We start from the raw sequence: 14,480 nt of genomic DNA on the forward strand, positions 1-14,480 counted from the left end.
CGGGGGGGGTGGGCTCCCCACCTTTCCCCCGTGGGGGGGGGGCTGTGGGTGGCCCCCCCGGCCCGCCCAACTACCACACGGTCTCAGCGCATCACCAAACGGTCTCAGCGCATTACCAAACGTCTCAGCGCAGCAGCGCCACCGCTGCACAGGCGACCACGATCGCCAGCGACGGCCACTGCATCGGCAGGTAGAAGAAATGATGGCGGGCAGGCTCGCCCTCCGCGCGCGGGCCGCGGTTGAGCACCATGCCCAGCACGACATTGATCGCTGCGCCGATGCCGAAGCCGATCAACAGCTGCGCCAGCGAGGTATTGCCTTTGGCAACAGCAGGATCGGGCCACAGCCACATCAACAGCAGCAGGGTGGCGATGGGGGTGAGCAGGGTCAGGAATCCTGCGCCTCGATAAATAACCATGGGGTGACCTGTAGAGCGGGACCGCACATTCTGCACTACCCCGCGTGCCGACCAACGGTAGGCACCTACCCGGCGGGCGGCCCCCCACGCTACAGCCTCCGCCGGCGGGCCACGACCGTGGGTCGTGGCCGCGCTCCCTCAGCGCAATCCAGTCTCGTTGCGCGCGATCACCAACCGCTGGATTTCCGAGGTGCCCTCGTAGATCTCGGTGATCTTGGCATCACGGAAGTAACGCTCCAGCGGCATTTCCTTGGAATAGCCCATGCCGCCGTGAATCTGCACGGCCTGGTGGGTGATCCACATCGCTGCTTCCGAGGCGGTCAGCTTGGCAATCGCCGCTTCATTGCTGAAGCGCTTGCCCTGGCCCTTCACCCATGCCGCGCGCAGCGTCAGCAGCAGCGCTGCGTCCAGCTTGCACTTCATGTCGGCGATCTTGGCCTGGGTCATCTGGAAGGTACCGATCGCGGCGCCGAAGGCCTTGCGGTCCTTCACGTATTCGATCGTGGCTTCGTACGCGGCACGCGCGATGCCGATCGCCTGCGAAGCGATACCGATACGGCCGGCATCGAGCACGCCCATGGCGATCTTGAAGCCCTCGCCTTCCTTGCCGACCACGTCATCGGCAGCAGCCACGTAATCCTGGAACTCGATCTCGCAGGTCGCCGAAGCACGGATGCCCAGCTTCGGCTCGGTCTTGCCGCGGTGGAAGCCGGCGTTGTCGGTGTCGATCATGAACGCGGTGATGCCACGTGCGCCCTGGTCCGGATCGGTCATCGCAAACAGCACGATGTACTTGGCGACCGGGCCGGAGGTGATCCAGCTCTTCTTGCCGTTGATGACGTAGGTGCCGTCGGCCTGCTTGACCGCGCGGCAGCGCATCGCCGTCGCATCCGAGCCGGACTGCGGCTCGGTCAGCGCGAACGCGCCGATGGCTTCGCCCTCGGCAATGGCCCGCACGTACTTCTGCTTCTGCGCTTCGCTGCCATGGGTCAGGATGCCGTTGCAGAACAACGAGTTGTTGACCGACATGATCGTCGAATGCGCGGCGTCTCCGGCGGCGACCTCCACCATCGCCAGGACGTAGGCGATCGGGTCCATGCCCGCACCGCCGTAGGCTTCGGGTACTTCGATGCCCATCAGACCGTTCTCGCCCAGCAGGCGGATGTTCTCCAGCGGGAACTCGCCGGTGCGGTCATGGTGTTCGGCGCTGGGCGCGATCTTTTCCTGCGCGATACGGCGCGCAACGTCCTGCAGCATCAACTGCTCTTCGGTAAAGCTGAAATCCACAACACCCTCCCGGGGACATTAGTGATATGGCCGCGCAGAGCGCGGCCAGGTCGGGCGATTGTACCGGGGGGCGGGGAGGCACGCCTGACTTGACCGGACCGCCGCCAAAGGACGAAAATATCTCTATATCGCGATAGGTAGATATTTATGGATCTCGAGGACTGGTCCGTCCGGCTGAAAGTGTTCGCCGACGCCACCCGGGTGCGCCTGCTGGCGCTGCTGGAACAGGAAGAACTCACCGTGGCCGAGCTGTCGGCCATCACCACGCTGGCCCAGCCGCGGGTGTCCACCCATCTGGCCCGGCTCAAGGAAGCCGGTCTGGTCCGCGACCGTCGCTCCGGCGTCTCGGCGTATTACCGCTTCGATGACGCCGCGCTGGACCCGGCGCAGCGCGCATTGTGGCATGCCCTGAGCACCGGCAGCGACGACCCGCTGCTGCGCCAGGACGCTGAACGCGTGGCCGCGGTAATGGCCAGCCGTGCCGCCGACCAGAACTGGGCCGACAGCGTCGCCGGCGACATGGAACGCCACTACTCCCCCGGTCGCACCTGGGAAGCGCTGGCACGCACTGCGCTGCCGCTGCTGGAAACCGGCGACGTGCTCGACATCGCCTCCGGTGACGGCGTGCTGGCCGAGCTTGTAGCGCCGCACGCCAAGCGCTACATCTGCATCGACACCAGCGCGCGCGTGGTCGCCGCAGCCAGCGAGCGCCTGCGCCGGCTGGCCAACGTGGAAGTGCGCGAAGGCGACATGCATGCCCTGCCCTTCCCCGACCAGAGCTTCGACCTGGTGGTGCTGATGCATGCGCTGACCTACGCGGCCAAACCGGCCCAGGCCGTTGCCGAAGGCGCGCGTGTGCTGCGCCCGGGCGGTCGCCTGCTGCTGTGCAGCCTGGCCCGGCACGAGCATCGTGCGGCCGTGGATGCCTATGGCCACGTCAACCTCGGTTTCAGCGACAAGGAACTGCGCAAGTTCGTGGAGAAGGCCGGTCTGGTCGTCTCCAGCCTGGAAACCGTGACCCGCGAGAAGCGCCCGCCGCATTTCGAAGTCATCTCGCTGATCGCCAGCAAGCCCTGAGGTCTGCCCATGTCATCCCAGCCCTGGCTCCACCCCGACCGCGTGCACGCGCTGGAAACGGCGCTGGCCCAGCGCATCCTGATCATCGACGGGGCCATGGGCACGATGATCCAGCGGCATGGTCTGGAAGAGGACGACTACCGCGGCGAGCGCTTCGCCGACGGCTACGACCACCAGCACGGGCCCGGCTGCGACCATGCCGCGCCCGGTGAGACGCCGCAGGGGCACGATCTCAAGGGCAACAACGACCTGCTGCTGTTGACCCGGCCGGAAGTGATTGGCGGCATCCACACCGCGTACCTGGAAGCCGGTGCCGATCTGGTCGAGACCAACACCTTCAACGCGACCTCGGTCAGCCAGGCCGACTATCACCTTGAACACCTGGTCTACGAGCTCAACAAAGCCGGCGCCGCGGTGGCGCGCGCCTGCTGCGATGCGGTCGCGGCGACCACGCCGGGCAAGCCGCGCTTCGTGATCGGCGTGCTCGGCCCGACCAGCCGCACCGCTTCGATCAGCCCGGACGTGAACGATCCCGGTTTCCGCAACACCAGTTTCGATGCCCTGCGCGAGACCTACCGCGAAGCCATCGACGGCCTGATCGACGGCGGCGCCGACACCCTGATGGTGGAAACCATCTTCGATACGCTCAACGCCAAGGCCGCGCTGTTCGCCATCGAAGAGGTGTTCGATGCCCGCGGCGGGCGCCTGCCGGTGATGATCTCCGGCACGATCACCGATGCCTCCGGGCGCACCCTGTCCGGACAGACGGCGGAAGCGTTCTACGCCTCGGTCGCGCACGGCCGACCACTGTCGATCGGTCTGAACTGCGCACTCGGTGCCAGCGACATGCGGCCGCACGTGGAGACCTTGTCCACCGTGGCCGAGTGCCTGGTCAGCGCGCACCCGAACGCGGGCCTGCCCAACGCCTTCGGCGAGTACGACGAAACCCCGGAAGAGATGGCCATCACGCTGCGTGAGTTCGCGAGTGCCGGTCTGCTCAACCTGGTGGGCGGCTGCTGCGGCACCACCCCGGCGCACATCCGCGCGATCGCCGAGGCGGTCGCCGATCTGCCGCCCCGCCGCCTGCCGGCCCCCCCGCTGGAAGACGCGGCATGACCGCGTCCGCCCCACGCTCCCGTCGTCGTTGTCGTTGACCCTCCTCCGCCAGCCCGTGCCCGCCTGCCCATGACGTCTTCCCGCTACACCCGCCTGTCCGGTCTCGAGCCGCTGGTCATCACCCCGGACCTGCTGTTCGTCAACATCGGTGAGCGCACCAACGTCACCGGCAGCGCCCAGTTCCGCAAGCTGGTGAAGGAAGAGCGCTTCGAAGAGGCGGTGGAAGTGGCGCGCCAGCAGGTCGCCAACGGTGCGCAGATCCTCGACGTCAACATGGACGAGGGCCTGATCGATTCCGAAAAGGCGATGACGCGCTACCTCAACCTGATCATGTCCGAGCCGGACATCGCGCGCATTCCAGTGATGGTCGACTCCTCCAAGTGGAGCGTGATCGAGGCCGGGCTGAAATGCCTGCAGGGCAAGAGCGTGGTCAATTCGATTTCGCTCAAGGAAGGCGAAGCGCAGTTCATCGAACAGGCGCGCAAGGTGCTGCGTTACGGCGCCGCTGCGGTGGTCATGGCCTTCGACGAGGATGGCCAGGCCGATACCTGCGCGCGCAAGGTGGAGATCTGCACCCGCGCCTACCGGATCCTGACCGAGCAGGTCGGCTTCCCGCCGCAGGACATCATCTTCGACCCGAACATCTTCGCCGTCGCCACCGGCATCGAAGAGCACGACAACTACGCGGTCGACTTCATCGAAGCCACCCGCATCATCAAGCGCACTCTGCCGCACTGCCATGTCTCCGGCGGTGTCTCCAACGTGTCGTTCTCGTTCCGCGGCAACGAAACAGTTCGCCAGGCGATCCACTCGGTGTTCCTGTTCCATGCCATCGGCGCGGGCATGGACATGGGCATCGTCAACGCCGGTGCGATGCCGATCTACGACGATCTGGACGCCGAGCTGCGCGAGCGCGTGGAGGACGTGATCCTCAACCGCCGCAGCGACGGTACCGAGCGCCTGCTCGAGATCGCCGAGCGCTACAAGGGCAAGAAGGGCGAAGTGCGCGGCGAAGACCTTGCCTGGCGCGAGAAGCCGGTCAATGATCGCCTCGCGCATGCGCTGGTGCACGGCATGGACGCGTGGGTCGAGCAGGACACCGAAGAAGCGCGTGCGCGCTCGACGCGTCCGCTGGATGTCATCGAAGGGCCGCTGATGGACGGCATGAACATCGTCGGCGACCTGTTTGGCGCCGGCAAGATGTTCCTGCCGCAGGTGGTCAAGTCCGCGCGCGTGATGAAGAAGGCGGTTGCCTACCTGCTGCCCTACATCGAGGCCGAGAAGGCACGCAGCGGGGACACCGCCAAGAGCAACGGCAAGATCATCATGGCCACGGTCAAGGGCGACGTGCACGACATCGGCAAGAACATCGTCGGCGTGGTCCTGGCCTGCAACAACTTCGATGTGATCGACCTGGGCGTGATGGTGCCCGCGCAGAAGATCCTGGATGCCGCGCGCGCCGAGAACGCCGACATCATCGGCCTGTCGGGTCTGATCACGCCCTCGCTGGAAGAGATGAGCCACGTCGCCCGCGAGATGGAGCGGCAGGGTTTCACGATGCCGTTGATGATCGGCGGCGCGACCACCTCGCGCGCGCACACCGCGCTGAAGATCGACCCGCACTACAAGGCGCCCACGGTGTGGGTAAAGGATGCCTCGCGCGCGGTCGGCGTGGCACAGTCGTTGATCTCGCGCGAGCTGCGCGATGCCTTCGTGGCCGCCAACGAGGCCGACTACGCCGACATCCGCCAGCGCCACCGCAACCGTGGCGACGCCAAGCGACTGGTGACCCTCGCCAAGGCGCGCGCCCAGCGCTTCGTGGGCGACTGGGCCACCTACACACCGCCGGCGCCGCGCAAGCCGGGCCTGCATGTGCTCGACGATTACCCGCTGGCCGATCTGGTCGAGGTGATCGACTGGACGCCGTTCTTCCAGGCCTGGGAACTGGCCGGCAAGTATCCGGCGATCCTCACCGATGAGATCGTCGGGCCCCAGGCGACCGACCTGTACAAAGACGCCCGCGCGATGCTCAGCCGGATCGTCGCGGAAAAGTGGCTGACCGCCAAAGCCGTGTTCGGCCTGTGGCCGGCCAACAGCGTCGGCGATGACGTGCACCTGCGCACCGACAACGGCCCGGCCGTGCTGCACTTCCTGCGCCAGCAGGTGGACAAGCCGGTCGAACGCCCGGATTTCTGCCTCGCCGATTTCATCGCGCCGGCCGACAGCGGCAGGCAGGACTGGATCGGCGCGTTCGCGGTGACCGCCGGCATCGGCATCGACCCGCACGTGGCCCGCTTCGAGGCCGACCACGACGATTACAACGCGATCCTGCTCAAGGCGCTGGCCGACCGCCTGGCCGAAGCGCTGGCCGAGCGCCTGCACCAGCATGTACGCATGGATTACTGGGGCTACCAGCCGGACGAGCAGCTGGACAACGAATCGCTGATCGCCGAAAAGTACGCCGGCATCCGACCTGCCCCCGGGTATCCGGCCTGTCCGGAGCACAGCGAGAAAGCCACGCTGTTCCGCTTGCTGGATGCCGAGCGCAACGCGGACATGCAGCTGACCGAGAGCTTCGCGATGCTGCCCACTGCAGCGGTGTCGGGCTATTACTTCAGCCATCCGCAGAGCCAGTATTTCGTGGTCGGCCGGGTCACCCGCGAGCAGGTGGTCGACTATGCCAAGCGCAAGGGCGTGGACCGTGTGCAGGCCGAGCGCTGGCTGGCCTCGAACCTGGATTACGATCCGGAATGAGCGTGCCACCCGACCCACGGTCGGGTGCTACCGACGTGATGGATTGCCGGTGTCGTTCGATTGCCCGACCCACGGTCGGGTGCTGACGGCATAATGCCCGGGTAGGCACCCGCTGTTGGTGGGTGCGCGCCCTCCGAGACCCCGCATGACCGCCCTCCCCCGCGACGCCGTTCCGGCCGTCCGCCTGTCCTCGTTCTACCTCTTCTACTACGCCGCCCTCGGCGCGTTCACCCCGTACTGGTCGTTGTTCCTGACCTCGCGCGGGATGAGCGTCACCGCGATCAGCGTGATGATGGGCCTCTGGTACGCCACCCGCATCGTCGCGCCCACCACCTGGACCTCCCTCGCCGCCGCGTCGCCGCGCCCGATCTTCTGGCTGCGGCTGGGCTGCGTGCTGACCCTGCTGACGTTCTGTGCCTTCCTGCTGCCGTTGCCGCAACCGTGGCTGTATCCGGCGATGATCACGTTCTGCTTCTTCTACAACGCGGTGATGCCGCAGTTCGAATCGATCACGCTGACCCACCTGGGCAGTGACAGCCACCGTTACGGGCTGATCCGGGTGTGGGGCTCGCTGGGCTTCATCGCCGTGGTGATGCTGTTCGGCTGGATCATCGAAGGCGACGGCGGTGCCGGCAACGCGCATCTGCTGCCGTGGTTGATGCTGCCGCTGTTCGGCCTGCTCACCGCCTCGGGCTTTGCCAACCGCTACGCGCGCAACCTGCAGCGCACCGACAGCGACGCGAGCGGCTTCTGGCAGATCGTGCGCAAGCCACAGGTGCTGGCGTTCTTCCTGGCCGCGTTCATGGAGCAGCTGTCGTTCGGCCCCTACTACACCTTCTTCTCGGTCTACATGGATCACCACGGCTACGCGACCTCCACGCTGGGCGTGTTGTGGACGATCGGGGTGGTGTTCGAAGTAGGCGTGTTCTTCACCATCGGCCGCTTCTTCCGCCGTTATGACGCCAGCTGGATGCTGCTGATCGCGCTGCTCAGCTCCACCGTGCGCTGGGCGGTCACCGCGCTGTTCCCGGAGAACCTGCCGGTGATGCTGATCGCGCAGACCGCGCACGCACTGGGATTCGCGGCCTTCTTCGCCGCCGCGATGCAGATGCTGGCGACCTACTTCCCCGGCCGGCTCAACGGCCATGGCCAGGGCCTGCTGTACGGCTTCTCGTCCGGCGTGGGCGGCGTGCTCGGTGCATTGATCGCCGGCCAGCTGTGGCCCATCGATCAGGGCCGCACGGCGTTCCTGGCCGGCAGCGGATTCGCGTTGGCCGGCGCCCTGCTGTGCTTCTTCGCGATCAGCCTGCCGCTGCTGCGCGCCGGCCGCCGGAAACGCGCAGCCGTGTAGCGCCACGCCATGCGTGGCTGGCGACTCACGGCGCGGCGGCTGGCGCCGTCGCCTCCAAGCGGCGCAGATGCGCCTGGAAATCCGGCAGCAGCAGACGATTGCCGTAGCCGCTGAGATGGTCGCCATCGAAGAACAGCGGTTTGCCGTCGCGGGTCGGCAGGCACTGCGCACCGGGGCACAGCAACGGCATCGGATCCCAGATCGACGCACCGGGCAGACCGGCAGCCACCTGCTGCAGGCCGGCCAGCACCGGCGTACGCAGCTGCTCGATCTCGCTGCGCGCGATGGTCATGCCGTGGGCGCAGATCGGGTTGTGCCGGTTGAACACATCCGAGCAGCGGTACGGAGGCGCCGGCAGCACCGGTTTGGGCGCTTCCAGCACGATGCGCACGCCACGTTCGGCCAGCGGGGTGAGCTGCTCGACCCAGTGCGCCACTTCAGCGGTGCGCCCTGAATCGGCCGCCTCGCTGAGATGTTCGGCACGTACCTGGGCGACGTCGAAGAGGGCGTACTGCTCGGACAGGCGCGGCAGGCGCAGCCCGGCCAGCAGCACCACATCGCCCGGCTGCGCACGCGCCTGGATATCCTCCAGCACGTTGCGCGCGTAAGCCTCGCAGGCTGGATTGGGGCCCTGCCAGGCGCGCAGCCCGACCAGCGCGCAGCCGCCGCTGCCGTACAGTCGGATCGGCGCACCGTCGAGCACGGCCAGGCGCTGCAGCAGCTCGTGGTAAGCCAGCGCGTGCGAATCCCCGGCCACGAACAGTTGGCGGGTGGATGCGGTGCGTCCCGGGCACTCCCCGCGCTCGTACAGGCGCGCCTGCCCGCCGGCCACCGGCACATTGCCGACCCGCACGCGGCACTCGGGAATTTCCTTCTTCAGCCCCTTGGCATACGGATACCAGTCCAGCGGGGCGCGGCTGACCACGCTGAGCGAGGTGTACTGCTGGGTCTTGACCAGCGCCGACTGCAGCCCGGCCCCGAGCACCAGCACGCCCAGCCCGACTGCGACCCAGCGCGCGTTGCTGACGCGCCAGCGCGCGCCGTGTCGCAGCGGTTGCTCCACCCAGCGCCACGACAGCCAGGACAGCAGCGCCACGCATAGCAGCGCCGCGGCGCCGGTGGCCAGCGTCTCCAGGCCCACGGTCCAGCGGAACAGTACGAAGACCGGCCAGTGCCACAGGTATAACGAGTAGGACAGGCGCCCGATCGTGACCATCGGCGTGGTCGCCAGCGCGCGGCCGATCCAGCCGCCCGCCGAGCGCTGCAGAAGACCCAGCAGCCCCAGCGTACCCAGTACCGGCCAGAGGCCGTCGATCCACGGCGAATGGCCCGGGCGTGCCGACCAGAGCCCGTAGCCCAGCGCCAGCAGGCTCAGTAACAGCAGCGGCGAGCGCCAGCTGAAGCCACGCGGCGGCACCGGTGGCGGCGTGAACCGGCCGCTCAACGCCAACAGCTGGAACAACAGCACGCCCGCACCAAGCTGCCAGAACCGTGTGGTGGTCAAGTAGAACGCATCGATCTCATGGCCGCCCTGCCGCGCCCGGAACACCGCATACCCCAGCGATGCCACGGTGGCCACGCCGAACAGCCCCAGCGACAGCCAGCGCCCGCGCGGACCTTTGGCCCAGGCCAGGAACAACAGCGGGAACAGCAGGTAGAACTGTTCCTCCACCCCCAGCGACCAGGTGTGCGTGTACGGATTGAACTCGGTGCGCGGCGAGAAGTAGTCATTGCCGGTGCTGGCCAGCACCCAGTTGCTCAAGCCCACGAACGCCATGCGCCCGGTCTTGTCGCTGGTCTCGCTGAGCCAGGATTCGGGAATCAGCAACGCGCTGAGCATCGCCGTTACCAGCAGGCACACCACCAGTGCCGGGGCGATGCGGCGCATGCGGCGCGCGTAGAAGCGCGCCAGCCCGGCCCAGCCGCCCACCGCCGGCAGTCGATCCACCGACGCGCTGACCACGAAGCCGGAGATGACGAAGAACACGTCCACACCGGTGAAGCCGCCGGGCAGCCAGCTGGCCTTGAGGTGATAGAGGATGACCGCCAGCACCGCGATGGCACGCAGGCCATCGATATGCGGGAAGTACCCGGGACTGCGTTCCTGCATGGTCCTGCTCCTGACATGCACTGGGCGCCTGACGGCGCCCAGTGCGTTCAACCAAGGTGTCGCTGGCTTACCAGACCAGGTCGTCCGGCACCTGGTATTGCGGATCGGCGTAGGGATCCTCGCCAGCCGGCGCGTTCGGGTCCACCTTCAGCGCCACCGAGGGGGCGAATACCGCTTCGGCCTCGGCCAGCACCGCAGCAGTCACCAGCACGTAGCGGCCGTTCTGCTGCAGTACGCCGAGCTCGCCGGCATTGAGTGCCTTGAGCTGGTCGGCCGTCACGTAGATCCGCTTGATCTTGCCGCCATACGGGAAATGGCGCGCGATGTCGGCCGCTTCGGCGTTGAGGGACTTGCCTTCCAGCAGGACCTCCAGCTTGGCCTTGGCTTCGCGACGCAGGCGCGCCTCTTCCTGCTTCAGGCGCTCGGCCTCGATGCGGTCGTCTTTTTCCTTCTGCGCACGGATCGCATACGCCTTGGCGAGGTCGATGTCCTCGCGCGAGCGCGGCTTGCCGGGCGCGCCCTGGGGCGGACGGGCGCCGGCGGGACGGCCCTTGCCCTGCGGGCGGCGGTCGCCGTCGCGGGCGGGACGCTGGCCCTCGCCGGGCTTGCCGGCCGGGCGTGCGCCCTGCGGCTTGCCGGCCGGGCGGCCATCGCGGCGCGCATCGGGTCGACGATCCGGCTTGCGGTCGTTGGTTCGTTCGGGTTTGGGCGCGGCTTTGAAGCCAAGGCCCAGCAGCTGGTCGCGGAGAGTATCGCTCATGACGTCAGATCAGTAATGCGGAGGCGGCGGCTCTTCGGCCGAATCGGAATACAACGCGGTGCGGACCTTGCCGAGGTCTTCGAGCAGGATGCGGGTCAGGTCGGCATTGCGGTTGCCTTCCATGCGCGCATCGGCCAGGGCCTCGCTCAGTTCGGCCAGCGCCTGCTCCTGGAAGGAGACGCGCATTTCCAGCTCGACCAGGCGTGCTTCCAGTGCCTGTTCGCGCTCGGAGGGTGTGGACTCATGCATTCAACGAACGTCCCCGGCCAATGCCGTAGTAAGCCAGGCCCGCGGCTTCGATATCCTGCGGGTCGTACAGATTGCGGCCGTCGAAGACGACCGCATCGCTGAGCATCTCGCGCAGCCGGATGAAATCCGGGCTGCGGAACTGCTTCCATTCGGTCACCACGACCAGCGCATCGGCGCCCTCGAGGGCGTCATAGGCGTTGGCGCAGAACACCAGGTCATCGCGCTCGCCGAAAATGCGGCGCGCTTCTTCGGTCGCTTCCGGATCATAGGCGCGCACCGTCGCACCGGCTTCCCACAGCTGCGCCAGCAGGCGGCGGCTGGAGGCCTCTCGCATGTCATCGGTGTTCGGCTTGAATGCCAGGCCCCACACCGCGAAGGTCTTGCCGCGCACGCCTTCGTCTTCGCCACGGTCGTAGTGGCGCTGGATCAGGGCGAACAGATGGCCCTTCTGATGCTCGTTTACCGCTTCGACGGCATTCAACAGCATCGGCTCATGGCCGTACTGCTGGGCGGTGCGGGCCAGCGCCTGCACATCCTTGGGGAAGCACGAGCCGCCGTAACCGGCGCCGGGATAGATGAAGTGCCAGCCGATGCGCGGATCCGAACCGATGCCCTGGCGGACCTGCTCGATATCGGCACCGACCTTCTCGGCGATGTTGGCGATCTCGTTCATGAACGAAATCTTGGTCGCCAGCATCGCGTTGGCCGCGTACTTGGTCAGCTCCGCCGAGCGCACGTCCATCTCCACCACGCGGTCGTGGTTGCGGTTGAACGGTGCATACAGGCGGCGCATCAACGCGATCGAATCGGGATTGGACGCGCCCACCACGATGCGGTCCGGCCGCATGCAGTCGGCGACCGCGTCACCTTCCTTGAGGAATTCGGGGTTGGAGACCACGTCGAACGCGATCTCCATGCCGCGGTCGGCCAGCGCCTGCGCGATGGCCTCACGGACTTTGTCGGCCGTGCCTACCGGCACGGTCGATTTGTTCACCACCACCACCGGCACGGTGATGTGCCGGCCGATGGTGCGGGCCACGGCCAGCACGTACTGCAGGTCGGCACTGCCGTCCTCGTCCGGTGGCGTGCCCACGGCAATGAAGATCACCTGGCCATGCGCGATCGCGGTGGCGGCATCGGAGGTGAAGGTCAACCGCGACGCCGCGTGGTTGTCCTTCACCATAGGCTCAAGGCCGGGCTCATAGATCGGGATGATCCCGTTGTTGAGGCCGTCGACCTTGGCCTGGTCGATATCGACACAGATCACCTGGTGGCCGACCTCGGCCAGGCAGGTACCCGTGACAAGACCGACGTAGCCGGTACCGAAAATCGCAACGCGCATGGGCGGTGGGGCTCCAGATCCGTTACGGAAGAACGTTCAGCAGCTCGACGTCGAACGTCAGCGTGGCGTTCGGACCGATCGGGCCACCCGGGGTGCCCTGCTCGCCATAGGCCAGTTCGCCCGGAATCCAGAAGCGGTACTTGGAACCGGTCGGCATCAGCGAGACGCCTTCGGACCAGCCCTTGATCACCTGGTCCAGACCGAACTCGATCGGCTGGCCGCGCTGGTAGCTGCTGTCGAAGACGGTGCCGTCGAGCAGCTTGCCTTCGTAGTTCACGCGCACCTTGCTGGTCGGCAGCGGGCGTTCGCCCGAACCCGGACGCAGCACCTGGTACTGCAGGCCAGAAGCGGTCGTCACCACGCCCGGCGCGGTCTTGTTCTTGGCCAGGAAGTTGTTGCCGTCCACGCGGTTGGTACCGGCCTGGGCGGCGGACTTGGCCTCCATTTCAGCCTGCTTGCCCTTCATGAAGCCTTCCAGCGTGGCCTTGGCCTGCTCGGCGGTCATCTTCGGGGTGCCGTTGTTGAACGTGGTGCTGACCGCCTCGAACAGCGCGTCCAGGTCCAGATCGTCCTTCAGCGGGGCCAGCGACGGGCCCACGGCGAAGCTGCCCAGCATCAGGCCGACCTTTTCGCGGTCCACCTTCGGCGGCGCGGTGCCCGGCGCGACGCCCGGAACCGGCTGGCCGTTCTTGGCCATCACGGCCTGGCGCAGGGCGGCGTCGGTCTTCTGCGCCTCTTCCTGGCTGATCAGCGGCTGCTTGCCTTCAAAGGCATTGGTCACACCGCGGCGCAGGGCGGCCAGGTCGATCTCGCTGGAGATCGGACCGAACGAATTGGCCACATCGATGCCGATGGCGTAGCCGAGCTTTTCCCGTTGGGAGTTCAAAGTGGAAGTCTCCTTGACAGCCGCGCGGGCGGCTGGTTGTTGCGACATCGCGGTACCGGTGGCACCCATCGCCAGAATCAGAACCGACGCCGCGGCGCCGCGCATTCCCATCTTCATTCGCTGCATTCCTGGAAGTGACTGGACGCCGACGTCGGCGCGAAAGCAACCATTGTCGCACGCGCGTCCGAGATGTCGATATCGTCAGCGCTTGTTTGCCGTGACAGACAGCTCACGTTCGATAGCCGCCACCAGCTTGGGATCGTCCGGGGTGACCTTGCTCGGGAACTGCGCGACCACCCGGCCGTCGCGGCCGATCAGATACTTGTGGAAGTTCCAGCCCGGCGATACGCCCGTGGCGGTGGCGAGACTGCGATACAGCGGTGTCGCCTCCGGCCCGGTGACGACCACCTTCTGGAACATCGGGAACTTCACGCCGTAGGTCAGCGTGCAGAACTCCTGGATCTGGGTCTCGTCGCCGGGCTCCTGGCCTTTGAAATCATTGGACGGAAAGCCCAGGACCGAGAAACCCCGCGCGGCGTACTTGCGCTGCAGGGCCTCCAGGCCTTCGTACTGCGGGGTGAAACCGCACTTGCTGGCGGTATTGACCACCAGCAGCACCTTGCCGCCGTACTGCTTGGCCAGGTTCACCTCGCCTTTGCCAGCCAGAGGGCGATAACTCACATCGAGCAGATCGGCCGCCTGGGCCGACGTCCCCGCCAGCAGGCCGAGCGCCAGCAACAGCATGGGCGCGCGGGCCCGGCGCGGAGCGCGGTCGCGACGGACGGGCGACAACAGAGACACGTGGTGCATCGCGACACTCCAGGTAGGGAAAAGAGAGGCTCAACGGGCCCGGCGGACGCTGCCGGAACTGCGGCGGGCACTATATCACCGGCGTTTTAGCCGCCGTCCGCCGTTGGTCCGCGTGCCATCGATGCGGTACGTGCGGGGCTGCGGCGGATTGCCAGGTGCAGCCGGGCACAGGCGCATTCAGCGTCAGCGGTGACCTCTCTGGCCGGGTTCACGCGGTTGCACCCGCCCTTGGTCGATCGCCTGAATGCGCTCTCCGCTTGCCATATCATTGACATCAATGAATGTGCGCTGGCGGACAATGCCGGCAAGCACCTCATGAA

Annotated in this window: 12 protein-coding genes; 4 read left to right on the top strand and 8 right to left on the bottom strand. The window is 66.9% G+C overall.

All coding sequences use genetic code 11. From position 1 onward, the window contains the following. Positions 1-124 precede the first annotated feature (124 nt). A complete protein-coding gene (locus ABE424_RS13315) occupies positions 125-418 on the bottom strand; it encodes a hypothetical protein (protein WP_179458556.1) in 294 nt (97 codons plus the stop codon). A gap of 138 nt (positions 419-556) precedes the next feature. Continuing rightward, on the bottom strand, positions 557-1,705 hold the full coding sequence (locus ABE424_RS13320) for an acyl-CoA dehydrogenase family protein (RefSeq protein ID WP_179458555.1): 1,149 nt from the start codon (positions 1,703-1,705) through the stop codon (positions 557-559). A 147-nt stretch (positions 1,706-1,852) separates the two neighbouring features. On the opposite strand from ABE424_RS13320, the gene ABE424_RS13325 reads away from it, so the two are divergent. The 4 genes from ABE424_RS13325 (at position 1,853) to ABE424_RS13340 (ending at position 8,003) form a co-directional block, all read left to right on the top strand. Beyond that, positions 1,853-2,782, top strand: a complete 930-nt coding sequence (locus ABE424_RS13325; RefSeq protein ID WP_121037902.1) for a metalloregulator ArsR/SmtB family transcription factor — start codon at positions 1,853-1,855, stop codon at positions 2,780-2,782. A gap of 9 nt (positions 2,783-2,791) precedes the next feature. After that, complete coding sequence (locus tag ABE424_RS13330) at positions 2,792-3,898, top strand: homocysteine S-methyltransferase family protein (RefSeq protein WP_346492677.1); 1,107 nt, start codon at positions 2,792-2,794, stop codon at positions 3,896-3,898. A 69-nt stretch (positions 3,899-3,967) separates the two neighbouring features. After that, positions 3,968-6,652, top strand: coding sequence for a methionine synthase (metH, locus tag ABE424_RS13335; protein WP_346492676.1), 2,685 nt, complete (start codon positions 3,968-3,970; stop codon positions 6,650-6,652). A gap of 145 nt (positions 6,653-6,797) precedes the next feature. Next, complete coding sequence (locus ABE424_RS13340; protein WP_346492675.1) at positions 6,798-8,003, top strand: MFS transporter; 1,206 nt, start codon at positions 6,798-6,800, stop codon at positions 8,001-8,003. Between the two features lie 25 nt (positions 8,004-8,028). Here ABE424_RS13340 and ABE424_RS13345 read toward each other — a convergent pair whose 3' ends face one another. From ABE424_RS13345 to ABE424_RS13370, 6 genes are all read right to left on the bottom strand, one after another. After that, positions 8,029-10,113, bottom strand: a complete 2,085-nt coding sequence (locus ABE424_RS13345; protein ID WP_346492674.1) for an acyltransferase family protein — start codon at positions 10,111-10,113, stop codon at positions 8,029-8,031. A 67-nt stretch (positions 10,114-10,180) separates the two neighbouring features. Continuing rightward, positions 10,181-10,873, bottom strand: coding sequence for a DUF2058 family protein (locus tag ABE424_RS13350; RefSeq protein WP_346479816.1), 693 nt, complete (start codon positions 10,871-10,873; stop codon positions 10,181-10,183). A gap of 9 nt (positions 10,874-10,882) precedes the next feature. After that, the gene (locus tag ABE424_RS13355; RefSeq protein ID WP_179458549.1) at positions 10,883-11,122 is read right to left on the bottom strand and encodes a SlyX family protein; all 240 of its coding nucleotides are present in this window, start codon (positions 11,120-11,122) and stop codon (positions 10,883-10,885) included. Then, a complete protein-coding gene (locus tag ABE424_RS13360) occupies positions 11,115-12,464 on the bottom strand; it encodes a UDP-glucose/GDP-mannose dehydrogenase family protein (protein WP_346492673.1) in 1,350 nt (449 codons plus the stop codon). The genes ABE424_RS13355 and ABE424_RS13360 overlap by 8 nt, the downstream gene beginning before the upstream one ends. Before the next feature lie 22 nt (positions 12,465-12,486). After that, complete coding sequence (locus ABE424_RS13365) at positions 12,487-13,467, bottom strand: FKBP-type peptidyl-prolyl cis-trans isomerase (protein WP_346479815.1); 981 nt, start codon at positions 13,465-13,467, stop codon at positions 12,487-12,489. A gap of 84 nt (positions 13,468-13,551) precedes the next feature. Next, on the bottom strand, positions 13,552-14,094 hold the full coding sequence (locus tag ABE424_RS13370) for a glutathione peroxidase (protein WP_346492686.1): 543 nt from the start codon (positions 14,092-14,094) through the stop codon (positions 13,552-13,554). Between the last annotated feature and the right edge of the window lie 386 nt (positions 14,095-14,480).

The organism is Stenotrophomonas sp. TWI1149, assembly GCF_039673155.1.
GTDB lineage: Bacteria > Pseudomonadota > Gammaproteobacteria > Xanthomonadales > Xanthomonadaceae > Stenotrophomonas > Stenotrophomonas maltophilia_AA.

Coding starts and splice junctions, on each gene's coding strand:
- ABE424_RS13355 (WP_179458549.1), bottom strand. CDS start 11,122: ATGCATGAGTCCACACCCTCCGAGCGCGAACAGGCACTGGAAGCACGC.
- ABE424_RS13345 (WP_346492674.1), bottom strand. CDS start 10,113: ATGCAGGAACGCAGTCCCGGGTACTTCCCGCATATCGATGGCCTGCGT.
- ABE424_RS13315 (WP_179458556.1), bottom strand. CDS start 418: ATGGTTATTTATCGAGGCGCAGGATTCCTGACCCTGCTCACCCCCATC.
- ABE424_RS13330 (WP_346492677.1), top strand. CDS start 2,792: ATGTCATCCCAGCCCTGGCTCCACCCCGACCGCGTGCACGCGCTGGAA.
- ABE424_RS13360 (WP_346492673.1), bottom strand. CDS start 12,464: ATGCGCGTTGCGATTTTCGGTACCGGCTACGTCGGTCTTGTCACGGGT.
- ABE424_RS13325 (WP_121037902.1), top strand. CDS start 1,853: ATGGATCTCGAGGACTGGTCCGTCCGGCTGAAAGTGTTCGCCGACGCC.
- ABE424_RS13350 (WP_346479816.1), bottom strand. CDS start 10,873: ATGAGCGATACTCTCCGCGACCAGCTGCTGGGCCTTGGCTTCAAAGCC.
- metH (WP_346492676.1), top strand. CDS start 3,968: ATGACGTCTTCCCGCTACACCCGCCTGTCCGGTCTCGAGCCGCTGGTC.
- ABE424_RS13365 (WP_346479815.1), bottom strand. CDS start 13,467: ATGAAGATGGGAATGCGCGGCGCCGCGGCGTCGGTTCTGATTCTGGCG.
- ABE424_RS13340 (WP_346492675.1), top strand. CDS start 6,798: ATGACCGCCCTCCCCCGCGACGCCGTTCCGGCCGTCCGCCTGTCCTCG.
- ABE424_RS13370 (WP_346492686.1), bottom strand. CDS start 14,094: ATGCTGTTGCTGGCGCTCGGCCTGCTGGCGGGGACGTCGGCCCAGGCG.